Source organism: Dyadobacter koreensis, from assembly GCF_900108855.1.
GTDB classification, from domain to species: domain Bacteria; phylum Bacteroidota; class Bacteroidia; order Cytophagales; family Spirosomataceae; genus Dyadobacter; species Dyadobacter koreensis.
This window is the reverse complement of record NZ_FNXY01000008.1, coordinates 258,035-281,347: the sequence shown is the minus strand read 5'-3', so window position 1 is coordinate 281,347 and position 23,313 is coordinate 258,035. Positions and strand designations below refer to the sequence as shown.

At 41.3% G+C, this 23,313-nt stretch carries 25 protein-coding genes; 10 read left to right on the top strand and 15 right to left on the bottom strand.

All coding sequences use genetic code 11. From position 1 onward, the window contains the following. Positions 1–94 precede the first annotated feature (94 nt). From BMY70_RS24615 to BMY70_RS24600, 4 genes are all read right to left on the bottom strand, one after another. Positions 95–691, bottom strand: a complete 597-nt coding sequence (locus BMY70_RS24615) for a pseudouridine synthase (RefSeq protein WP_090339516.1) — start codon at positions 689–691, stop codon at positions 95–97. A 37-nt stretch (positions 692–728) separates the two neighbouring features. Next, positions 729–1,172 (bottom strand): Uma2 family endonuclease, encoded by a 444-nt coding sequence (locus tag BMY70_RS24610; protein ID WP_374754726.1) that lies wholly within the window; start codon positions 1,170–1,172, stop codon positions 729–731. Between the two features lie 211 nt (positions 1,173–1,383). Further along, entirely contained in the window at positions 1,384–2,148 is a 765-nt protein-coding gene (locus tag BMY70_RS24605) for an exodeoxyribonuclease III (protein WP_090339513.1), read from the bottom strand. 13 nt (positions 2,149–2,161) lie between these two features. Further along, positions 2,162–2,797, bottom strand: a complete 636-nt coding sequence (locus BMY70_RS24600; protein ID WP_090339510.1) for a hypothetical protein — start codon at positions 2,795–2,797, stop codon at positions 2,162–2,164. A 364-nt stretch (positions 2,798–3,161) separates the two neighbouring features. Between BMY70_RS24600 and BMY70_RS24590 the strand changes: the two genes are divergently transcribed. Then, positions 3,162–3,662 carry a DUF4494 domain-containing protein gene (locus BMY70_RS24590; protein WP_090339505.1) on the top strand — a complete coding sequence of 167 codons (501 nt, stop codon included), beginning with the start codon at positions 3,162–3,164 and terminating at the stop codon, positions 3,660–3,662. Between the two features lie 13 nt (positions 3,663–3,675). Here the strand turns inward: BMY70_RS24590 and BMY70_RS24585 are convergent, their stop codons facing one another. Together BMY70_RS24585 and BMY70_RS24580 are read right to left on the bottom strand one after the other, a co-directional pair. Next, positions 3,676–4,410 (bottom strand): hypothetical protein, encoded by a 735-nt coding sequence (locus BMY70_RS24585; protein ID WP_229209762.1) that lies wholly within the window; start codon positions 4,408–4,410, stop codon positions 3,676–3,678. 57 nt (positions 4,411–4,467) lie between these two features. Further along, complete coding sequence (locus BMY70_RS24580) at positions 4,468–5,838, bottom strand: OmpA family protein (protein ID WP_090339502.1); 1,371 nt, start codon at positions 5,836–5,838, stop codon at positions 4,468–4,470. Between the two features lie 168 nt (positions 5,839–6,006). On the opposite strand from BMY70_RS24580, the gene BMY70_RS24575 reads away from it, so the two are divergent. Then, positions 6,007–6,816: a UDP-2,3-diacylglucosamine diphosphatase gene (locus tag BMY70_RS24575; protein WP_090339499.1), complete on the top strand. Its 810-nt coding sequence runs from the start codon at positions 6,007–6,009 to the stop codon at positions 6,814–6,816. A 24-nt stretch (positions 6,817–6,840) separates the two neighbouring features. Here the strand turns inward: BMY70_RS24575 and BMY70_RS24570 are convergent, their stop codons facing one another. From BMY70_RS24570 to BMY70_RS24550, 5 genes are all read right to left on the bottom strand, one after another. Beyond that, positions 6,841–7,551 (bottom strand): carboxypeptidase-like regulatory domain-containing protein, encoded by a 711-nt coding sequence (locus BMY70_RS24570; RefSeq protein ID WP_090339497.1) that lies wholly within the window; start codon positions 7,549–7,551, stop codon positions 6,841–6,843. A 144-nt stretch (positions 7,552–7,695) separates the two neighbouring features. Continuing rightward, entirely contained in the window at positions 7,696–8,445 is a 750-nt protein-coding gene (locus BMY70_RS24565) for a carboxypeptidase-like regulatory domain-containing protein (protein ID WP_090339494.1), read from the bottom strand. 181 nt (positions 8,446–8,626) lie between these two features. After that, entirely contained in the window at positions 8,627–9,460 is an 834-nt protein-coding gene (locus BMY70_RS24560; protein WP_090339491.1) for a phosphatidate cytidylyltransferase, read from the bottom strand. Continuing rightward, entirely contained in the window at positions 9,432–9,653 is a 222-nt protein-coding gene (locus tag BMY70_RS24555) for a putative signal transducing protein (RefSeq protein WP_090339488.1), read from the bottom strand. Before BMY70_RS24555 ends, BMY70_RS24560 begins: the two co-directional genes overlap by 29 nt. A 62-nt stretch (positions 9,654–9,715) precedes the next feature. Further along, positions 9,716–10,669, bottom strand: a complete 954-nt coding sequence (locus tag BMY70_RS24550; protein ID WP_090339485.1) for a CPBP family intramembrane glutamic endopeptidase — start codon at positions 10,667–10,669, stop codon at positions 9,716–9,718. A 121-nt stretch (positions 10,670–10,790) separates the two neighbouring features. On the opposite strand from BMY70_RS24550, the gene dusB reads away from it, so the two are divergent. The 4 genes from dusB to frr all read left to right on the top strand — a co-directional run bounded on the left by dusB (position 10,791) and on the right by frr (position 13,670). Continuing rightward, positions 10,791–11,780: a tRNA dihydrouridine synthase DusB gene (gene dusB, locus BMY70_RS24545; RefSeq protein WP_090339481.1), complete on the top strand. Its 990-nt coding sequence runs from the start codon at positions 10,791–10,793 to the stop codon at positions 11,778–11,780. Beyond that, complete coding sequence (locus tag BMY70_RS24540) at positions 11,774–12,301, top strand: acyl-CoA carboxylase biotin carboxyl carrier protein subunit (RefSeq protein WP_090339478.1); 528 nt, start codon at positions 11,774–11,776, stop codon at positions 12,299–12,301. Before dusB ends, BMY70_RS24540 begins: the two co-directional genes overlap by 7 nt. Positions 12,302–12,364: 63 nt before the next feature. Beyond that, the gene (pyrH, locus tag BMY70_RS24535) at positions 12,365–13,084 is read left to right on the top strand and encodes a UMP kinase (protein WP_090339475.1); all 720 of its coding nucleotides are present in this window, start codon (positions 12,365–12,367) and stop codon (positions 13,082–13,084) included. 25 nt (positions 13,085–13,109) lie between these two features. Then, on the top strand, positions 13,110–13,670 hold the full coding sequence (gene frr / locus BMY70_RS24530) for a ribosome recycling factor (RefSeq protein WP_090339473.1): 561 nt from the start codon (positions 13,110–13,112) through the stop codon (positions 13,668–13,670). Positions 13,671–13,818: 148 nt separating this feature from the next. Here frr and BMY70_RS24525 read toward each other — a convergent pair whose 3' ends face one another. Then, a complete protein-coding gene (locus tag BMY70_RS24525) occupies positions 13,819–14,811 on the bottom strand; it encodes a UDP-glucuronic acid decarboxylase family protein (protein WP_090339470.1) in 993 nt (330 codons plus the stop codon). Positions 14,812–14,937: 126 nt separating this feature from the next. After that, on the bottom strand, positions 14,938–16,248 hold the full coding sequence (locus BMY70_RS24520) for a UDP-glucose dehydrogenase family protein (RefSeq protein WP_090339467.1): 1,311 nt from the start codon (positions 16,246–16,248) through the stop codon (positions 14,938–14,940). A gap of 214 nt (positions 16,249–16,462) precedes the next feature. Here BMY70_RS24520 and BMY70_RS24515 point away from each other — a divergent pair, with 214 nt between their 5' ends. From BMY70_RS24515 to BMY70_RS24505, 3 genes are all read left to right on the top strand, one after another. After that, a complete protein-coding gene (locus BMY70_RS24515; protein ID WP_090339465.1) occupies positions 16,463–17,623 on the top strand; it encodes an acyl-CoA dehydrogenase family protein in 1,161 nt (386 codons plus the stop codon). Between the two features lie 119 nt (positions 17,624–17,742). Then, positions 17,743–18,657 carry an SPFH domain-containing protein gene (locus tag BMY70_RS24510; protein ID WP_090339463.1) on the top strand — a complete coding sequence of 305 codons (915 nt, stop codon included), beginning with the start codon at positions 17,743–17,745 and terminating at the stop codon, positions 18,655–18,657. A 2-nt stretch (positions 18,658–18,659) separates the two neighbouring features. Next, the gene (locus BMY70_RS24505; RefSeq protein WP_090339839.1) at positions 18,660–19,100 is read left to right on the top strand and encodes an NfeD family protein; all 441 of its coding nucleotides are present in this window, start codon (positions 18,660–18,662) and stop codon (positions 19,098–19,100) included. Between the two features lie 66 nt (positions 19,101–19,166). On the opposite strand, the gene pafA (BMY70_RS24500) is transcribed toward BMY70_RS24505, so the two are convergent. Together pafA (BMY70_RS24500) and pafA (BMY70_RS24495) are read right to left on the bottom strand one after the other, a co-directional pair. Further along, on the bottom strand, positions 19,167–20,801 hold the full coding sequence (pafA, locus tag BMY70_RS24500) for an alkaline phosphatase PafA (protein WP_090339461.1): 1,635 nt from the start codon (positions 20,799–20,801) through the stop codon (positions 19,167–19,169). Between the two features lie 105 nt (positions 20,802–20,906). Continuing rightward, entirely contained in the window at positions 20,907–22,571 is a 1,665-nt protein-coding gene (gene pafA, locus BMY70_RS24495; protein ID WP_090339458.1) for an alkaline phosphatase PafA, read from the bottom strand. 333 nt (positions 22,572–22,904) lie between these two features. Here pafA (BMY70_RS24495) and BMY70_RS24490 point away from each other — a divergent pair, with 333 nt between their 5' ends. Next, a complete protein-coding gene (locus tag BMY70_RS24490) occupies positions 22,905–23,312 on the top strand; it encodes a hypothetical protein (protein WP_229209761.1) in 408 nt (135 codons plus the stop codon). The last annotated feature ends 1 nt before the right edge of the window (position 23,313 follow it).

Genomic DNA, 23,313 nt, shown 5'->3' with positions numbered 1-23,313 from the left:
TAATAATTATTTTGAAAACAGGATAACTACAAAATTAACCCTTCTATCCGGTTTGGCAAGTCCAAATAGTTGTTTTATCAAGTAAGTTTTTAGCTTAAAGTGTGAGTCTCCGGACTTCTTTTTCCGTAACTTCCCATACGTCCCCTGGTTTAGCTCCTCCGCTTTCAAAATCTGCCAGCGAAATTTTTCCAATCGCCCAGCGTACCAGACGTAAAGTCGGAAATCCGACAGCGGCGGTCATCCGGCGAACTTGTCGATTTTTGCCTTCATGAAGCGTTATGGATACCCAGGAAGTCGGAATGTTTTTTCGGAAACGTATCGGAGGATTACGTTCCGGCAATGTTGGTTCATCAAGTGATGAGGCAGACGCCGGCAAAGTCAGATAAGATTTTCCGTTGATCGATATTTTCACACCGTCTTCTAGTTGCTGACAGGCTTCATCGGTAATTTCGCCTTCCACCTGCACATAATAAGTCCGCTTATGACGGTTTCTGGGTTCGAGCAGTTTTGTCTTGAGATAATTATCATTGGTCAGCAAAAGCAAACCTTCACTGTCAGCATCCAGACGGCCAACCGGATAAATGTCCTTTGGAAAAATAAAATCCAGATCAGCCAAAGTAGCATGTTCGCCTTCACGACTGAACTGTGAAAGCATTCCGAACGGTTTGTAAATGAGGAAGTAACGAAACAAAATTGGTGTTTATTATGGACGACTTTACGCCTAAATCTTAATTAATAATTGATTCCAGATCAAGCAAAAACCCAGGAAGTATTGGGTCTCCCGATAGTTTTACTTTTAAAGAGTGCAATGTTTGAACCGGTTCATCTGCTTTATACAGATAAACTTTATCATCAAAACGGTCAATTAACCATGCTAACTGAGTTCCATTTTCAATATACTCAGCCATTTTCTCTTGCAGGTATTTTATTTCGTCAGATTTAGAACGGATTTCTACAACGAAGTCGGGACAAATCGGAGCGAATTTTTCCTTTTGTTCATTTTTCAACAAATTCCACCTCTCATTTCTTATCCACGATGCTTCCGGAGAACGTACTGCCCCATTTGGTAAAGTAAAACCAGTGGATGATTCAAAAGCTATACCTAACCTGGAATTTTCGTTCCAGACAAAGAGATTACTTAATAACCGAAAATTAAGACTTCCGTAAAACAGCCAGTTGGTGACATAAGTATAATATTTCCATGCGAGTCTCTCTCGAACTCTAGCGTGTCATTCATTTGGCAAAACTGAAAAAAGTCTTCATCACTCATCAGTTCTCCCATTTTTAAAGTTACAGGCATGGAGATATTCATAACTTACTCTTGTTTGCGTCTTTCTCAAAAATACAAAATATTCGCATATGGCTCAGACCTAAACTTAGCGCTTACTCAATTTCTAACCAAACCGGACAATGATCCGAGTGCACCGCGTCATTAAACTGCCGGCTTCCTACAATTCTATCTTTTAAGGTATCCGCCACAGAAATATAATCGATACGCCAGCCTTTGTTATTGGCCCTTGCGCCAGACCGATAGGTCCACCAGGAATATTCTTTCAGATCGGGATTTTTAAAACGAAAAGCGTCGGTATAACCACTGCCAAACCATTTGGTCATCCACTCCCTTTCTTCCGGTAAAAATCCGGATGATTTTTTATTTCCCTTCGGATCGTGAATATCATTTTCGGTATGTGCAATGTTATAATCGCCACAAATAATGAGGTTAGGCCGTGCAATCCGCAGCATATCAACCCAGTTATTGAAATCTTCCAGGAAACTCATTTTTACACTTTGCCTGATCTCTCCGCTTGTTCCGGAAGGGAAATAGCAATTAAGCAAGGTGATATTTCCGAAATCCGCCCGAATTATTCTTCCCTCACTATCGTAGACCGGTAAATTAAATCCAAGCGAAACAAAGTCAGGCTTAATTTTAGAAAATATCGCGACACCGCTATATCCTTTTTTTTCAGCAGCATGCCAACCGATCAGCTCATAACCAAGCTCAGTAAATCCGGAAAGATCGACGACATCTGGTGTTGCCTTGACTTCCTGAAAACAAAGTATGTCGAACGATTTGTCTTTAAGCCATTCCAACAGGCCATTTTTCAAAGCCGCCCGAATTCCGTTGAGGTTATAAGTGAGAATTTGCATGCTGCCTTTACAATTATTTATTTATCCCTAAAATCATATCGCTTGTAACATCCTGATCAAATGTTATATAACCAGGGTAGTTGATTTGCTTCCCTGCAAGGTCCAGCGTTGGTTTTACTTTTAAAGTGAGCTTAGTAGGCTTGGATCCGGATTTGCCCGACAAAGCTAAAACCATATTGATAAACTCATCCCTGGTTGCATCATTTGTCAATAATTTATAGACGTTAGCGCTTAATTTTACAGGCACACGGGTACTTCCAGTCCCGGGATAAACTTCTATTTTTTCATTCAAAAACCCGTTAAAGATTTCTGTATTGGTAAGCAAAACTTTATATTCCATCTGATTGATTGCTGCTTTTTTTCGCGTCGGATTATTAATATCCAGGTTGACACGCAGATCAAGAGGAACATCTTTACGTAAAAGCGCAAGTCCCAGTCGTGGATACCTGGCCAAGTCGAGATCACCCATACTTTTAATATTTCTAAATTCGCGAATGTCAATACCTGCGAGATAAACGCTGTCAGCAGACGCGATTTTATATTTACAATCTCCAAAAGCTTTCGCCTCCGAAACCTGACGACTTACACCACAGCTCGTGAACAATCCAACCGTAGCTAAAATCGCGATAACCCAAATTTGTTTTTTCATTGTGTGTTTTAAAATTTTTTGCAAGATAAACAGTAGCTACTACAACGCCCATACCTGTTCGGCATTATTCTTTTGTTACGACTTTTTTGATTAAATGCTCATTCAAGGATTTTGGCTCATAAATTGTTTACAAGACAATAAATCTTGAAACTTTCCTTAACCGTCTGGTGGCGAAAAATCCATCAGACGGGCCGCTCCGTCCGACGGTTTTTTTGGCCGTCGGACGGATAAGAAAAAGAATAACCAATCCCTGCCATTCAAAAAATACCCATAATAATTTTGCAAAAAATCTTGTTGCAAGCCTTGGTTCCAGCGCATACCTTTGCAAACTTTTACAACCACTTTAATTCAAAAACAGACTACAATGGCAAGCTGGTATTTAGGAAAAATACGTTACCAAAAGGAAGACGAAGCAGGAAGTCTTAAAACGATCAATGAAACATACCTTGTAGATGCAATTTCCTACACAGAATCGGAAGCAAGGCTCTACAAACAAATCGTTACTGGTGCGAGTGATTTTAGTGTAATGGCGATTTCGAAAATGCGTCTGGCCGATTTGTTTTCTTATGAAGACGGAGAAAAGTGGTTCAAAGCCAAAGTGGTTTACTTCTCAGTGGATGAGAAAAGTGGCAAAGAGAAAAAAGTAGTGAATTATATGCTTGTAAATGCGGATGGAATTGATCAGGCATTACAACGTATCACAGAAAGTTTACGCACAATGCTGATTCCTTACGAAACGACGGACATAAATTTGACACCGATTCTTGATGTATTCCCTTATTCAGCAGAAGAGGAAGAAGTTGAAATTCCGGCAAATTTACGCCCTCTTTCCGAAGTAATGGCGGAAAGAGAAGCGATACAATAATTTTCTAATGAGCCTAATCCGCCACTTTTACTTCCGGATACCCCCTAGTAACTGCCAGAAACGGATTAGGCTCATAACTTTTTAGCTTCAGCACAACATCCTTGGAATTCATTTCGGTCAACAACTGGCGGTTTCCGAAAATGTAGGTGTAGTCAAACGAGACCGGCAGACTTGCCACATTTTCGATCAGCTCGAAACCATATAAAGGATAAACTCCAAAAGGAGTCGTTGTCAGCCACAACTTATCTTTTTCTTCTGATCGGGCGTAGGATAACTCATACTCCGTGCTTTCCCAGCCGAAATCCTTTCTCTTGTTTCCTGTCGGCAGGCAATAGGTGTTAAAATCTTCTTTTTGCTGTTTAAGCGTCTCTGCATCAGGTTTTACCTCTTCTACTTTTTCGGTGATCTTCATCTTTTTGCCTGCCTCGTCACTTCCGCAGTAGATATATTTCCCGTCCTGAAAGGCAATAATAAAATCGAAGTTTTTACCCGTTTCGCCGTAACTGTTTTCTTTTTTGAAACACATCGTTCCCGTTACCGGATCGACATAGATTACCACTTCGCCTTTTTTCTTATCAGCTTTATTTTCAAACTCATACGTGAGCGCATGCGTAAAGTAGTATTGCCCCTTTTCGGGCTTCCATTGCGTCGCCCTGGACAGTACCGGTTTTTTGGTGGCCTGGGCCATCACAACACTACCAGCAGATAAAAAAGCGAGAATCAGATAACAGGATATTTTTCTAAGCATAACAATAATTATTAATGCCTGCAATCTAAAAAGAGACTACCGAAAAACATAATTCCTTTACATTTTGACAAACTCAACACGGCGGTTATTCGCTTTCCCCTCGGCCGTCGTATTCTGAGAAGCAGGTTCGCTTTCGCCCTTTCCGTCTGTCTCCAACCTCGATTTATCAATTCCAAAATCTTTGGATAAAGCTTCTTTCACCGATTCTGATCGTTTTTTAGACAAGGCAAGATTACTGCTATCATCACCATCTGAATCAGTATGGCCAATAATTTTAACTTTCACCATAGCATTTTCGGTCAACACGCCAGCGATATCTTTTAACACCCCAAAAGATTCCGGTTTAATGATCGCCGAATTGATATCAAACAAAATTCCAGTCGTAGAAAACTTTCCTTCGGTAATCAATTTGCTTCGTGTATCCGGCGCGCCAATGGCCAGTCTTAAATCGGATATATAAAACCGGTCTGTTTCCTGACTATATCCCTGGTTACTGAAAGCGATGAAGTTGTAATTTGTATTAGGGTTAAAAGCTCTGGGTAAATCCCAAACTTTATAATCATCCACATACAGTCGTAATCTTGTTTTTTGACGCCAGATGGAAACTTTGACAACATTGTGGTCAGGTACTGTAAAAGCTGGAATGCTTTTGTCATTCTTCATTATGGACTCTGCCTGATTTTCAAAAATATCAAACGAAGCGAAGCCTTGTTTTCCTCCTGCTCCGTTAGGATGGAGCCCAAGTTCTATACCTTTTGCTTTATTTCCATCGTACCATTGCCAGTAAGAAAAATTTTTAACGGGATCCGCCAGTTCGGCGAACACGGTTCTGAGCGCCCCCGAATAAAAGCTGAATTCAGAAGTTGTGGCCAGGTTAAATTCCAGCGTAAAATTTTCGGGCAACTGTTTGACAAATTCAGGATAAAAAACACCTTCCGGACCAAGCATCAGCCATTTTCCGTCATTACCAGCAATAGTCACAATTTCGCCTGAGGAATTCGTGTTCCACTTTGCCGGGAAATCTCCGATTGCATCCTGGGAAAAATCTTCTACCGCCACCACCTTTTCCCCTGGTATAAAATCAAATTTGCTATACGATTTAAGCGTTGATTTAACCACGGGCCTGGTTGCGTCACTCGCAGATACGGGGTCACTCGCTTCTGTTTCATTATTTTTAAAATCACCCGAAGATTCGCTATTCTGAGAATTTGTTTGCTCTTTCGATTTTTTATCTTTTTTCTTGAAAAGGCTGCCGATACCTTCTTCCACCTTATCGAATCCCCGGTCTACGGCCTGGTCTACTTTCCGGTTTGCGCGATTTTCCGCTTGTCTTTCAATAACCCGTGAGGGTTCATTAATGCGAATCTGTGATTTTGAAATCAATGCACAACAACTCAAAACAATTGAGAGGGATAATTTTTTATACATGATAATCAACCGATTAAAGTATGAACGCTGAACCCAACTCTTATAAAATTACAAAATATCATTCTTTAATTCTACACGAATTGAGTTATCGGTACAAATAGATTCGCTACCGTCAGTCGTGCCATTTACGTGGAAGATTGTAAATTGCAGCGCATTTGTAAACATCGCATGAATTTTAATTTCGAAACCAAATCTGTATCCCTGCACGCAGGACGTCGTGTCTATTTTTCTTCTGATTTTCACTTGGGCGTGCCGTCTGTTGAAAAGAGCAGAGACCGCGAAAGATTGATCGTAACGTGGCTTGAATCTATCGAGCACGATGCGCAGATTATTTTTCTGGTTGGCGACATCTTCGATTTCTGGTTTGAATATGGCCACGTGATTCCAAAAGGTTTCACCAGACTCTTAGGAAAACTTGCTCAATTGGCTGATCGGGGAATTGAGCTGATCCTCTTTACCGGAAATCATGACATGTGGATGTTTGGTTATCTGAAAGATGAAATAGGTGCAACGATTTATCGCAATCCTGTCAATTTTAATTTCACCGACGATAATGGAAACAAAACGTCAATTATGGTTGGACACGGGGACGGCCTGGGGCCTGGCGACAAAGTTTACAAGATTCTGAAACAGATTTTCGAAAATAAGTTTTTTCAGGGCGTTTTCAGGTTTGTCCATCCTGATGTCGGGATGTGGATAGCTTCCGAATGGTCGAAACGAAGCCGAATTGCCAATAACAACAAGGGCGAGGAAAAATTTATGGGCGACGACCAGGAATGGTTGCTGGTCTATTGTAAAGAAGTCGAAAAAGAACAACACCACGATTATTATATTTTTGGACATCGTCATCTCATGCTCGACCTCGCCGTAAATGAACGGAGCAGATACATCAATCTGGGCGAATGGGTGACCAGGCAAGCCCATCAGGCCTATGCTGTTTTTGATGGAAAAACAGTTAAATTAAATCAATTCAAATAGAGTAATACAGACTGTTCATTCAAATCATTTTAATACATCCTGCTTATTGATGCTTTCCATTGGAGAATCATTCAGCTCCTTGCGCCATTCTTTGGGCTTCAAGTCGCCATTTTTAACAGATTTGATAAATTTCGCCCAGGCAAAAGGATTCAGGAATTGAAATGTCGGCGCGAAGTTTTTGCCCGCAGCAGACTCACGACCAAATAATTGCTGATCCATCGTTTGACGATAATTGGTTTGTGCGTTATTTGGCACCTGTGCTGCCAGCTTTTTTATATATTCTGCATCCGTGCTTTTTGCCAATGCATCCCGATCTGCCTGATCCGGCAATTTTAGTGCTAAAAGCGCTCTTTTGAAATCTTCTTCGGTAGAATATGGGTAGATTTTAACTTCCGAAAGCATTACGACATCCTCATGCAGGGAAATAATCGCCGAATACATACCCGCATTATAATTTCTGGGAATCACCTGATACTGCTTTTTATAACCGACATGGCTATATACGATACTATCACCTGGGAATACGTTGATGGTAAAAGAACCGTCACTTCCGGCCAATTTGCCTGTTCCGGCTTTTGGAATGTAAACATAAGCTCCTGGCAAACGGACAGTTGTTTTGCCTCCAACCACGACACCCGTAAAAATAATTGCCTTTTGCTCTCCCTGCGCATACAGATTGTGGACACCTATAATGCAGACGAAAATCATGCAATATTTTAAAACTGTGTCTTTCATATTTTTCCGATTAATGATTAGGATGTGACTTACGGCAGTCAGTATTTTTCTTCAAACTTAATCAATCTATATCCTAAAAACTTGTAACAAAAAAATCCAGACCTTTCGGCGCTGGATTTTAAGCTTTTTTAACAAAAATCTGTATTATTTATCCTGCTTATTCGGATTTTCAAATTCTTCGTTTTTCTTTAATATATCCTGGCGGGTAATACTTTCCCTGGGCGCATTATTCAATTCTTTACGCCATTCTTTTTGTTTTAAATCACCTTTTTTAACGGATTTTATAAAATTCGCCCAGGCAAATGGATTTAGGAAAGGGAAGGTTGTAGCAAATCCTTTTCCAGCAGCTGATTCACGCCCGAAAAGTTGCTGATCCATAGTATAACGATAATTCGTCTGTGCGTTATTTGGCACCTGAGCTGCCATCCTGTTAATATAATCGGGGTCAGTGCTACGCGCCAAAGCGTCCCGATCTGCCTGATCGGGAAGTTTAAGCGCTAAAAAGGCTTTCTTAAAATCCTCCTCCGTTGCATAGGGATATATTTTTACTTCTGAAAGCATAGTCACATCCTCCTGCATGGCCACGATAGCTGAATACGTCTCCGCATTATAGTTTCTTGGAATTACATGAAACTGCTTCTTATAACCCACATAGCTATACACGATACTATCACCCGGAAAAACTGGTATAGTAAAGTTACCCCTACTGTCTGCCAAAGTACCTTTTCCTGCTTTTGGGATAAAAATATATGCTCCGGGTAAACGATCTGTACTTTTTCCACCAACTACAACCCCGCTGAAAATAATCGCTTTCTGTTCTCCCTGTGCAAAAATTTCCTGTCCAAAAACAACGCTTGCCAGTATTACAAAATATATTAAAAATCTTTTCTTCATTCTTTCAGATCGTTAGCCAGCATTAAATTCAACTCGAAATGCTGCAAAGGGTTAGTATTGATTAAATCGACTTTAATATATTTATAAATGTCTTTCAAGTAAATCTCTAAAAAAGCATACCTCTTATTCAAAAACGTCAGGAACCGGGAAGCATTGCCCCAACTAAAATTAAATCCCTTCGCTACGAAAACAATTTTAAAAACGTCACGATAAATGGCGCTGAAAGCAGCAATCCATCGAAACGATCCAAAAATCCACCATGTCCGGGAATACTGTTTCCAGAATCCTTGATTGCGATACTACGCTTAAAAAGTGATTCAACCAAGTCGCCATAGGTACCAACTACCACAATAATAGCGCCGATGCAGTACCACTTCCATGGTTCGAAGGTACGGAAATAATGGCCGAGCACAAAAGCGATTACCGCTGCAAATGCCGCGCTTCCCATCGCACCTTCCCAGGATTTTTTGGGAGAAATTCGTTCAAAAAGTTTCCTTTTCCCAAATTTTGTACCTGCAAAATAACCTCCGATATCAGATGCCCAAAGTAGAAGTAAACTTCCCAAAACGATCTCATAGTTATATACTCCACCGCGCATTGCCATTACGATAATCAAAGAAAAAGGCAGCGCTACGTAAATTATCCCTAAGAAAGTGAAACCAATATTGGTAAAAGGTTTCAGGTCATTTTTTTTATAAAGTTTGATAAAAAAGATCATCGACAGCAATGGGCTGATAATGAAATAATTCTCGAACGAAACAAGGTCCTGTTCTATAAGGTACGCCAATAACATCATAACTGTGCCACAGAACGTACCATAATATGTCAAAGGCTGATTTCCGTCAAGTCCCAATAACTTGTAAAATTCGAGTTGAGTGAGCGAGCTGATCGTGCAAAACAGTAATAAGAAACTCCATTCGCTGTAAAGTATACAGCCTAGAATTATTACAAATCCGATAAGCCCGGTAATTGTCCGTTGTTGTAAATTACTCAGATTCTGTAAGGGAGTCTTCATTCGATAAGATGGTTTGAGCCCGCACAAAATCTGTCATAGGAACATGCACTTCGCACATTCCAAAAATCGGATAACTGCTATCCTGTTTATTGACAATGACAGCGGCAATTCCGTTTTGCTCTAATATTTCTCTGGCAATTTCAGCCCGGATCATCTGTTTGGTATTATATACCCTTCCCCAATTTTCGTCCATAAAATTTTTCCCTGCAAGTACTATGCCTTCGCCCGAGTGTTGTTATTGATTATGATAAATTCTTAAACCAAAGTTTTTTCTTTGGAGCCTGACCTTCTGATTTCAAATAAAATAGCGGTCGTCAGAACAATTGAAGCCAAAATAGCCGTCAAAGGCATTACTTTAACCTCTTCAATATTGGTGTCCAGCACCTTGATGTTATAAAGGAACATCATGACAAGGACAAATCCGTTGTTAACAAAATGAGCCAGAATTGCTACGGAAAGGCGACCCGACCAGTAATAAAGATATCCAAAAAGCGCGCCCAGAATCATCCGCGGCAAAAATCCGTAAAATTGAAAATGTATTGCGCTGAAAATGGCAGCTGAAACCCAGATTGCAATATGTACGTTCGCCCAATGTTGTGCAAGTTTACGCTGTATAATTCCACGAAACAACACCTCCTCACCCAAAGCCGGCAACAATACCACAACAGTAAGTGCAATAATCAGCTGTCCGATTTGCTGATAATTGGTCATAAACTGGGTGAGCATCGCATTCTGATCTTCCTTTTCACGCATCCATTGCTCCAGCCAGGACCATGATTCCGGAAAAACCATGCTGGAATTCCATTCAATAAACTGGCTGTTGACCGGTATAAAAATAAGGACAACAATAGCGGCAAGAAACCACACGGTTGGCGCAGGCTTTCTTCTAAAATTAAAATCGCTGAGATCCTTCCGCTCCATATAAAACCAATAGAGAAGCGACGGAAGAAGATAGGAAAAAAAGTGGACTGTCCCCTGCAGAATCATCATGGAGATCCATCCATTCGGGACACTTTCTGGATCAGCAAATAAAGTTGTTAATAAACCGGTAATACTATCTGCATCAGAACCAGATAACAAAGCGAGGATCAGAATCGCCAGTACATTACCGACAGCCATTCCAATAAGCACGAAACCAACCAAGACCAACAAACCTCCCAACGTACCGGGCACTCGTGTATGTACCAAATTTGAATAACTTTTTTGCATAATTGGTGTAAATTTACAGCTAATTATGAATTTAAAAATAACGAGTGACTGTTGAGAGATAAGAATAGCTTAATAAAAGCGTTAAAAATTCTGTTCCTGATTGAATCTCGTCCCATAATAAATGGTAAAAATAGGTAAAATAGAACTTGGCGATTTCCCGCTGTTGCTTGCGCCGATGGAGGATGTAAGCGATCCGCCTTTTCGGGCTGTGTGTAAGGAAAATGGTGCGGATTTGATGTACACTGAATTTGTTTCATCAGAGGGATTAATCAGGGATGCGGCAAAAAGTGTCCAGAAGCTGGATATCTTCGAATATGAAAGACCTGTAGGAATTCAGCTCTTTGGAAGTGATGTTGAAACAATGGGCTCCTGCGCCGAAATTGCATCAAGGGTAAATCCTGATCTGATTGATATCAACTACGGTTGTCCGGTCAAACAGGTTGCTTGCCGCGGCGCTGGTGCCGCTTTGCTTCAGGACATCCCAAAAATGGTAAGAATGACGGATGCTGTCGTTAAATCTACACATTTGCCTGTGACCGTCAAAACTCGTCTGGGCTGGGATGAAAGCACAAAAAATGTTCAGGAAGTAGCAGAAAGATTACAAGACATTGGAATTCAGGCGCTTTCGGTGCACGGCAGAACGCGAGTCCAGATGTACAAGGGCGAAGCGGATTGGACTTTAATTGCCAAAATAAAAGATAATCCCAGGATCACGATCCCGATTTTTGGGAATGGGGATGTGGATACGCCTGAAAAAGCTGTGGAATATAAAAACCGCTTTGGGGTAGATGGAATTATGATCGGAAGAGCTACGATCGGAAATCCATGGATATTCAATGAAATCAAACATTTTGTTAAAACCGGAGAAAAACTGGCACCTCCTACCCTTGCAGAGCGTGTCGCCGTATGCCGTCGCCATCTGGAATTTTCGATCCGCTGGAAAGGACCAATCGCAGGTGTCTTTGAAATGAGACGTCACTACACAAATTATTTTAAAGGACTGGAACATTTCAAACCATTCCGGATGCGCCTGGTTCAGGGTATGACTTTTGAAGAATTGGATGAGATACTAAATGAGGTCGTACACGAATTCAGTGAAGCTATATGCTAAAAGTTAAAGTAGGTGGCAAATCAGGTGACGAAGGAATATCTGACGGTGTTTCTTATGAAATAAAACAAAAAGAAGATCAATGGTGGATCGGCGACAATATCTTTGACGGTGATATTGTCAGGATCAGTGAAAAACTATATCACGTCATCTGGAAAAACCGCTCCTTCACTATCGAAGTCGTGGAATCGAATGTCGCCGAAAAAACTTTCAAATTACTTATTAACGGACAGCCCTATGAAACTTCTGTGAAAGATCAGTTTGATCTGTTGCTGGAAGGACTGGGGATGCAGGCATCTTCTGTTAAAAAAATTAATAATCTTAAAGCGCCAATGCCAGGCCTTATACAGTCCATCGCAGTCGAGCCTGGGCAGCAAGTTCAAAAGGGTGATACACTACTGGTCCTGGTTGCAATGAAAATGGAAAATATTATCAAGTCTTCCGGTGACGGGGTTGTAAAAACTTTAAAGATCATACCGGGAGAAATTGTTGAAAAAAATCAGGTATTGATAGAGTTTCAATAAAATACTTGGTAATCTGAACTGCCTACGCTTATTTTTACAGAAAAAAACACCAACAAACAAATCATGCCCGAACCAAAATACAAACGTATCCTTCTCAAACTTAGCGGAGAAGCACTCAACGGTGGAGATAAAACTCAGGTTATCGACTTTAATATCCTTGACAGTTATTCAAGTGAAATCCGAAAAATTGCTGATGCAGGTGTGCAAATAGCGATTGTTATTGGAGGAGGAAACATTTTCCGTGGGGCATCAGTAGAAAAATCCGGTATTGATAGAGTTCAAGGCGACCATATGGGCATGTTAGCCACTGTAATCAACGGGATGGCTATTCAAAGTTCTCTTGAAAAACATGGTATGCGTACGAGATTGATGTCGGCAATCAAAATGGAGCAGGTTTGTGAACCGCTTATCCGCCGTCGTGCCGTTCGTCACCTTGAAAAAGGCCGTATCGTAATTTTTGGAGCCGGAACGGGTAATCCTTATTTCACAACGGATACAACAGCCGGACTTCGTGCGATCGAATCAGAATCTGAGGTTGTCTTAAAAGGAACACGCGTTGACGGTGTTTACACGGCTGATCCGGAGAAAGATCCTTTGGCGACAAAGTATACTCAACTTAGTTTTGATGAGGCTCTTTCAAAAAATCTTAAGATCATGGACCTTACCGCCTTTACGCTTTGCAAAGAAAATAATGTTCCGATTATCGTTTTTGATATGAACAAGCCTGGTAATCTTTACGACCTTGTAATGGGTGGACAAGTTGGGACTTTGATATCGAATTAATAGAAAACAATACCACCAAGTAATCATGGAAGAAATAGAATTATATCTGGACGACGCCAAAGACACAATGGAAGGTGCGATTAAGCACTTGATTATTGAATTAGGAAAAATACGCGCCGGAAAAGCATCTCCTCAAATGCTGGACGGCCTTCAGATTGAATATTACGGTTCAATGACACCTTTGTCAAATGTGGCGACGATCAATACGCCGGATGCAAGGACAATCGCGATCAGACCGTTTGAGAAAAAAACTATCAATGATATAGAGAAAGCGATCCGTAACGGAAACCTTGGATTTGCGCCTTCTAACGATGGTGAAATGATCCGCATCTCTGTTCCGCCTCTCAACGAAGAACGCCGTCGTGAGCTTGCAAAACGAGCGAAAAACGAAGTTGAAACTGCGAAGATCAACATCCGCAACATTCGTCAGGATGCAAATAATTCGCTTCGTAAATTGACAAAAGAAGGAGTTGCAGAAGATTTGGTGAAAGTGAGCGAAGACCGCGTTCAGCAGCTTACAAACAGCTATGTTTCGAAGGTGGAACAAATATTGGCTGCGAAGGAAAAAGAGATTATGGAAGTCTGATTTTGGCTATCAGCTTTCGGCGGTCGGCTTTCAACTTGACAACAAAAAATCCCGTAGAAGTATCTGCGGGATTTTTTGTTATAACTGATAAAGCTTTTTTATCGGCGTGTAGCTGACAGCCGATTGCTGAGGGCCGGCAGCTAAAAAACTATTCTTCCTTCTTAAATGTTTCGAAACCGCGGTGGTTTGATTCCTCATACAATCTTTCCTTAGGCAGGCTGCGGAAATAATCGTACGTAATTCTCAAACCTTCTTCACGGGAAACTTTCGGTTCCCATCCAAGAATTTCTTTCGCTTTCGTTATATCCGGCTGGCGTTGTTTCGGATCATCTTGCGGAAGATCTTTGTAAACAACTTTCTGATCAGTTCCAGTTAAGGCGATAATTTCTTCTGCAAATTCCTTAATCGTAATTTCCGAAGGATTTCCTATGTTAACAGGCAATGTATAGTCGCTTAACAACAGTCGGTAGATACCTTCAACCAGATCGTCAACATAACAGAATGCACGAGTCTGAGAGCCGTCACCGAAAATCGTGATGTCTTCTCCGCGTAATGCCTGTCCGATGAATGCAGGCAATACACGTCCATCGTTCAGTCGCATTCTAGGCCCGTAAGTATTGAAGATACGAACGATACGTGTTTCGACTTCGTGATAGCGGTGGTAGGCCATCGTGATCGCTTCCTGATAACGTTTCGCTTCATCATAGCAGCCTCTCGGCCCGATCGGGTTAACGTGTCCCCAATATTCTTCTGTTTGCGGATGAACCAAAGGATCTCCATAAACCTCAGACGTCGAAGCAATAATAAAACGCGCTTTTTTAGCCAGAGCAAGTCCTAACAAATTATGTGTTCCCATCGCGCCCACTTTCAAAGTCTGGATAGGAATTTTCAAATAATCTATCGGGCTGGCTGGTGAAGCAAAGTGCATGATGTAATCCAATTCTCCTGGAATGTGCACGTACTTCGTAACATCGTGATGATTAAACTCGAAATTTGGATTAGGCATCAAATGCTCGATATTACGCAAGTCTCCTGTGATCAGGTTATCCATTGCGATAACGTACATGCCTTCCTTTAAGAATCGCTCACAAAGATGCGACCCTAAAAAACCTGCCGCTCCGGTTATTAATACACGCTTCATGAATTATATTATTAGATTTTTGAGATTAAACTGCGAGATTCGAGATCTTAAAAAATTGAGATTCCTGAATCAAATTATGCATCAAACATAACTTAATTCAAGGAATCTCTATCTCAAAATCTTAAATTATGATACTTTTTCTCTACCAATACTGAAATAAGTATAACCCATTTCACGCATTGTACTTAGTTCGTAAAGATTACGTCCGTCGAAAATTACTTTGTTTTTCAACAATTTCCCCATCTTCTCAAATTCCGGCGTACGGAACTGTGGCCATTCTGTAAATATCATCAACGCATCAGCATCGTCCAAAGCTGCATAAGGCGTATGGCAGAAAGTAACTTTATCGCCCAAAATACCTTTTACATTTTCCATCGCTTCCGGATCGTAAACGGTTACCGTTGCACCTGCTTCAAGCAAAGCCTCGATGTTTTCCAGAGCAGGAGCTTCACGAATATCGTCTGTATATGGTTTGAAGGCCAAGCCCCAGACTGCAATCGTTTTTCCTTTCAGATCGTTATCAAAGAAATTATTTACCATCGGCAAAAGCTTTTTCTTCTGATCGTAGTTTACCTCCATAACTGATTTCAAAATTCTGAAATCATAGTCATAGTCGGCCGACGTTTTTGCCAAAGCCTGAACATCTTTCGGAAAACAGCTTCCCCCGTAACCAATACCCGCAAAAAGGAAACGTTTACCGATACGGCTGTCTGTTCCGATACCACGACGAATGTCATCAACGTTTGCTCCAACCTTTTCGCAAAGGTTTGCGATCTCGTTCATGAACGTAATTTTCATCGCAAGGAAAGAATTGGCAGCATATTTAGTCATTTCCGCAGAACGCTCATCCATGAAAATAACCGGATTACCCTGACGTACCAAAGGAGCGTAAAGTTTTTCCATTACCTTCTTAGCTTTCTCAGAAGTTGTTCCAACCACAACGCGGTCGGGCTTCATGAAATCTTCAACGGCTACGCCTTCACGTAAGAATTCAGGATTTGAAACTACATCAAATTCAACTTTTGCGTTTTTAGCAATTGCTGCATGTACTTTCTCAGCCGTTCCTACAGGAACAGTACTCTTATCAATAATAACGGCGTATTTATCTAAAATGTGGCCCAAATCATCAGCCACCTTAAGAATGTATTTCAAATCGGCAGATCCGTCCTCACCCGGAGGTGTTGGAAGCGCCAAAAAGATCACCTCAGCATCCTTAATACCTTCTGCAAGATTGGTTGTAAATTGTAACCGGCCTTCGGCCACGTTACGATCAAAAAGTACGTCGAGTCCTGGTTCGTAAATTGGAATTTCGCCGTTTAACATACGCTCAACTTTCTTAGCGTCGATATCCACACAAAATACCTGATTACCTGTTTCGGCAAAACAAGTTCCTGTTACCAAACCTACGTAACCGGTTCCTACTACTGCTATTTTCATAAAAATTTAATAATAATATAGCTGCGATGAAAAAGATTTCAATAAACCTAAAATTGCACTTTATTAAGCCGGGTTAATCCCAACAAGAACAAAAGTAATTTTTTTAAATGAATCACCCCCCTTCTTATTCGCATTTGTTTTTATTCGGCCAGAGAAATATTAGCATTTCTTCTTATAATTGAATAAAACAAATTTGTCATCAACAATTATCGTCATGAACACACCTAACATCATCGAAGATTCTGATTCAGACATGCGTTCTCTTATAGAACAATCTATACGAGATTTTGCAGGGAAAGAAATAAAACCTAATATCAGCCGCTGGGACGAAGAACAATTTTTCCCAAAAGACCTCTTTAACAAACTTGGCGAGCTCGGTCTTATGGGAATGCTCGTGCCCGAAGCATATGGTGGGGCCGGCTTGGGGTATGACGAATATGTTACCGCCATCATAGAATTGTCAAAGGTCGACCCGTCTATTGGATTATCCATGGCAGCACACAACTCGCTTTGTACGAATCATATTTTAATGTTTGGCAGCGATGCTCAGAAAAAAGAATATCTTCCAAAATTAGCTTCCGGAGAATGGCTTGGCGCATGGGGATTAACAGAACCAAACACAGGATCAGATGCAGGTAATATGCGTACCATTGCTGTTATAGAAGGCGGCGGCTGGAAAATAAACGGATCGAAAAATTTTATCACCAATGGTAAAAGCGGAGACGTAACCGTGCTGATCGCCAGAACGGGCGAGCCTGGTGACAAACATGGCGCAACAGCTTTTATCATCCCTCAGGGAACGCCGGGTTTTACAGCTGGACGAAAAGAGAACAAGCTGGGTATGCGCGCATCTGAAACCGTCGAATTGATTTTCGATGATTGTTTTATTCCTGACAGCCAAAGAATCGGCGATGCCGGGGATGGATTTATTCAATCATTGAAGGTCCTGGATGGAGGCCGTATTTCGATTGCCGCTTTGGGCGTTGGAACGGCCATTGGGGCTTATGAAGCCGCATTGGCTTACTCGAAAGAAAGAAAACAATTCGGCAAATCGATTTCTGATTTTCAGGCTATTGCTTTCAAATTAGCCGATATGTATACCGATATTCAGGCTTCATCTTTATTAACTTATCATGCTGCAATGCTGAAAGATCGAGGCGAAAAAGTGACTCTGGCAAGTTCAGTTGCCAAATATCACTCTTCGGAAACGGCAGTGCGCGTTGCTAACGAAGCAGTTCAGATATTTGGCGGATACGGTTTTGTAAAAGATTATCCCGTAGAAAAATTTTATCGCGACAGCAAACTTTGTACGATCGGGGAAGGTACCAGTGAAATACAAAAGATGGTTATTTCAAAAGAAATTTTAAGAGATTGAATCTTGCCATCCATCCCGTAAAATTACCGGCGGACTTATTAATTGTTCGTTGGTAATACATCCTTAGGAATCCCGCAAGTACAGGGTTATTTTCGTATTAAACCAAAATCAAACCTGTTATGACTCCTTTGTTAGTGTTGTTGGTTCTTGTAATTCTTACCATTCTGATGACGGTCAAAGTTGTGCCTCAACAAACTGCCTACATATTGGAACGACTTGGCAAATTTTATGGGGTTTTGCAACCGGGCATTAATTTTATTATCCCTTTCTTCGATCGCATTGCGTACAAGTACACGCTTAAAGAATCAGCCATAGATATACCGGAACAAATTTGTATCACCCGTGACAATGTGCAGGTGAGGATGGATGGGGTAATATTCATCCAGGTAATTGATCCTAAAAAAGCAGCTTACGGAATTGCAGATTATACTTTTGCGGTTATTCAATTGGCGCAAACGACAATGCGAAGTGAAATTGGCAAACTTGATCTGGACAAAACTTTTGAGGAACGAATGATCATCAACCGTGCAGTAGTTCAATCCATTGACGATGCTGCGATTGGCTGGGGTGTAAAAGTTCTTCGTTATGAGATTAAAAATATAACACCGCCGCAAAGTGTATTGATCGCGATGGAAAAACAAATGCAGGCTGAACGTGAACGCCGGTCTGTGATTTTACAATCAGATGGTGAAAAACAAGCTGCAATTAATGTGGCGGAAGGTCAGAAACAGAAAGCAGTTCTTGAATCTGAAGGTGTGCGTCTGCGTCAGATTAACGAGGCTGAAGGTGAAGCTGCTGCTCTGAGATCGGTCGCAGAGGCTACAGCTGAAAGTATCAGGCTGGTTGCCGCCGCAATTCAAAATGAAGGCGGAATGGAAGCGGTTCAATTAAAAGTGGCAGATAATTTTGTTGAACAATTTGGAAAATTGGCAAAGGCTGGAAACACATTAATTCTTCCGGCTAACCTGGCCGACATGGGCTCAATGGTTGCCTCAGCCATGACTATTGTAAAATCATCCGAACCAAAGAAATGATTATGGATTTGTCGTTGCCACAAATATGGATGATAATCGGATTGCTGATGCTGGTCGCTGAGTTGGTCAGCGTTGCCCTCGTGTTCGTATTTTTTGCTGTCGGAGGTTTATTCACAGCTTTGTTTGCAGCGATCGGTTTACTTCCAAGCTTAGAATATCAGATAATTGCCTTCTCTCTTATCTCCATCACAAGTTTAATGATCTTCCGCAGGCATGCGCAAAAATTAATGGAGATGAGACGTGAAAAGCATCAGGAATACAGAGAATTTGTTGGCGAAACTGCCATGGTCATACGAGACATTCCGTCGAACGGTTCAGGAAAAATTTATTATCGAGGCGCTGAGTGGAACGCAACTTCTGTTAATCATAATCCGATCGAAGCCGGAAGTAAAGTGATCATCCAAAGAACCGAAGGAATAACTTTGGTAGTGGAAGAATCTTAGGGCTTTATAAAAGAGATGGCCTGCAGAGTACTTCTGCAAGCCATTTCCTTATGCATTATTTCAATTTTATTTCCTCAAAGCTTCCTCTACCGGATTTCCAATATTTCCACTTGGCGGTAAAATGTGCAATAGAGAAGCAATTGTCGGTGCAATATCAGAAACCGAAGTGCGTCGTAAAGTCTCTCCCTTATTGATACCCCAACCGAACATAACGAAAGGCACCTGCGTGTCATAGTTATAAGGTGTTCCGTGAGATGTCCCCGTTGCGCTGCCATAAAACCATCCAGGCTGTGTAATGATCTGAATATCTCCGCTCCTCTTCGCATTGACGTTATTTTTGTAAAGTTCAAGCTGATAAGTGTTCAACGGCGCTCTGCCCATGTCCGTCAAGTTAAGAACGTCAGCGATACCATCTACCGGCAGGAGACATTCTTTAACAACATCAAAAACCTGAGCTACCGATATCTTCTTCTTTTTAAGCAGCGCATGGTTTAGATACAACTGATTGTTTTCAGTACTCGCGATATACACCCCTTCGCCAAAAGTTTCCGCCAGGTTCTTTTTAACGATATCACCAAGAACTGTTCGGCTGGCAAGTCCGGCAGGTAATTTATGTTCCCTGGCAAAACCCGGGACATCCACAACACCGTGGTCCGCCGTTAGAAATACAGTATAGTTCCCCTTTCCAGTCCAGCTGTCTAAAAACGAAAATAATTCAGCAAATTCTCTGTCAAGTTTCAAATAATCATCTTCCTGTTCAACTGAATTTGGTCCGGCCATATGCCCGATTTTATCTGGTGATGAAAAACTGATAGCCAGGAAATCGGTATCAGAACCTTTTCCAAGTTTTTCGCCCTTTACAGCTTCAATAGCCATTTCCTTGGTAATTGTATTCCCCCAAGGCGTACTTGTCACAGTTCCAAACGCATCGCCTGCAAAACCTGCCAGTTCAAAAGGGAAAACCGGTTTTTTAGCACCCGGTAATCTTCCCTCCCAAGCTACGTCATCAGCTGTGCTTTGCGTATAGGTTTCAATAGGATTCAATGTTTGCCAGCCTCGTTTCATATATTCAGACGGCATTTTCTTTGCATTATAGTCCTTTGCCCATTGCGGCAGTTCATCCATATAAAAAGTACTTGTCACCCAATTTCCTGTGTTCGAATCAAACCAGTATGAACCGTTCGCAGTATGCCCCGCCGGCAAAATAGATCCGCGGTCTTTGATAGCGACTCCAATTGTTTTCGAACGAAAATTTGTTGCGATTCTCAATTGATCCGTAACTGTACTGGTCAGAAGATTACGCGGCGACATTTTACCAACGCTTACGTTGTTGCTTCCGACCGTTTTCACTGTACTGTCTTCCACGCAATACACGCCTTTAGATGCATTCTGGTCATACCATTCATTCCCAATAATACCGTTTATAGCCGGAACTGAACCGGTATAAATCGAAGCATGGCCCGCAGCAGTAACCGTTAAAGCATAACTGTAATGATTATTCCGGCAATTGAAACCTTCATTCAAAAAGCGTTTAATTCCGCCTTCAACATATTTATCATAATAGCGATATAAATAATCATAACGCATTTGATCGACCACAATACCTACAACCAATTTCGGTCTTGCAAGCGTTTTTGGATTTGTAACGGTTGGTTTTTTAGGTGTCTGAGCAGCAACAGAGAACGTTGCAAGAACCCCCATAACCCAGAAAGATAATTTTCTCACGTTTCAGGAATATTTATTAATTGATGTCAAAAGTATATTAAAATTCAAAAAAGGGCATGTTTTTAATGGTATTTTAAGATTTCAGTTTTTCTTCAAAGCCTCCTGAACAGGATTTCCAACATTGCCGCTTGGCGGTAAAATATGGAGCAACGAAGAAATTGTTGGTGCGATATCAGCTATGGTAGTTCGGCGCAAGGTCTCTCCTTTATATACCCCCCAACCATAAAGTAGAAAGGGAACATGCGTGTCATAATTATAGGGCGTTCCATGATCTGTGCCCGTTCCAGTACCAGCAAACCAACCCGATTGCAAGATAATCTGAAGATCTCCGCTTCTCTTTGCATTGACATTATTTTTATATAATTCGAGTTGATATGCATTTAACGGTGCCTTTCCCATATCATTCAGATTAATTACATCAGCAATCCCCTGGATTTGCAGAAGCGCAGTTTTTGCTACTTCAACAGCGTTTGTCATCGAAATTTTCTTTTCTTTCAGAAGCTTACGATTAAGATACCACTGATAATTTTCATTACTTAAAACAAAATCCCCCGAGCCAAAAGCGTCAGATAAAGATTTCTTTATCGTGTCGTCAACCCGTGCCGCATCCAATAGTCCGGCTGGCAATTTGTGGTCATTCCAATAAGCCGGAACGTCTACCCCACCGTGATCAGCAGTCAGGAAAACGGTATAATTTCCTTTTCCAACCCAGCTGTCAAAAAAGGTAAACATATCAGCAAATTCCCGGTCCAGACGTAAATAATTATCTTCCTGCTCAATGGAAGTGGGCCCAAAAGCATGGCCGATTCGGTCAGGAGAAGAAAAGCTTACTGCCAGAAAATCAGTATCAGTACCTTTTCCAAGATTTTCACCTTTTACCGTCGCAATTGCCATGTCTTTCGTCATCGTATTTCCCCAGGGCGTGGTCGTTACGACGCCAAACGCGTCACCTGCCAAACCTGCAAGCTCGTATGGAAATACTGGTTTCAAAACACCAGGCAATTTACCTTCCCATGGCTCGTCGTCAGGTGTGCTTTCTATATACTGGCCGATCGGCAAAAGTGTTTGCCAGCCACGCTTCAAATATTCGGATGGCATTTTTTTTGCATTATAGTCCTGCACCCATTTTGGCAGCTCGCTGGTGTAAAATGTGCTGGTTACCCAGTTTCCGGTTTTGGAATCAAACCAGTAAGCACCATTTGCCGAATGACCCGCGGGAAGAATAGATGCTCTGTCTTTTATAGCGATACCTATGGTTTTAGAACGAAAATTCGTCGCGATACGAAGCTGATCTGTTACCGTACTTGTCAGAAGATTTTTCGGCGACATTTTCCCAACGGTAACATTGTTACTGCCAACAGTGGCTGCTTCTTTATCGTCCGTACAATATACTTTTTCACCCGTTGATCTGTCAAACCAGTCATTTCCAACAATTCCGTTTATGGCAGGCAGCGACCCGGTATACACAGCGGAATGTCCGGCAGCAGTCACCGTAAGCGCATAGTGATAATGATTGTTGCGGCAATTGTAACCGTCATTAATAAGTCTTTTGAAACCTCCTTCGCCATATTTATTGTAATAGCGATACAGATAATCGTAACGCATCTGATCAACAACGATACCGACCACCAATTTCGGCCTCGCAAGCTTTGTCGAATTCACAGCTGGCTTCTGAGCCTGAGCAAGTGTCGTTAAAAAACAGAACGTAAATAGCAGACCTTGGAATAATACTGATAAAGAAGTCATATAGAGTTTGAGGAAAGTCAATCGCGATTCACAGAGTTCACATATGGTAAAAAACAAAAAGTATCAACCTTCTTCAAAGATATACTCCTTAAACGTTTTTTCAGACTAATTTATCATCAACAAATAGTTACCTTCTCTTATCAAAGCAGAAACTCATAGCGTTTACTTTTATGTACTCAATATTTTAGCGACAAATCCTTATCCACGCCTTCTTAGAATTTTGCCACGTTCCGGGTATCAGCGGGAGTATATATAATTTGAAAGCAAACCGCTATCTTCATTTAATTTTTAAACCGATGGGAATTCAGAAATAAGATTCTCAGTTTTGTTACTATGATCAAAAATAATCTAATGGCGCACCGCGCGAGAGTAAGCGTGATTTTATTTCTTTTTGCGGGTTTTCTTGCTTCATGCAGTTCAGGAATTCCAATTTCGACAAGTAAGAAATACCCGATTGAAGTATTGTATGAAAATGAGTCTCTGGACCGCCCCTATTCTGAGATAGGCTGGGTGGAAATCAGCAGCGAAGATTCTCTGACGCCCCGGCAGACACAAAATAAAAAGATGATGTACCGCGGAAATGACGCGGATACAAAAGAACTTCTGGCGGCAAGACTTGTGATGAAGGCGCAAAAAATCGGTGCGAATGCGCTTATCAATGTGCAGTATAAATATTACACGTCTGTTAAAAAGGAAGGGTACATTATGAAAGGTTTGGCCGTTCGATACCGGGGCGAATAAG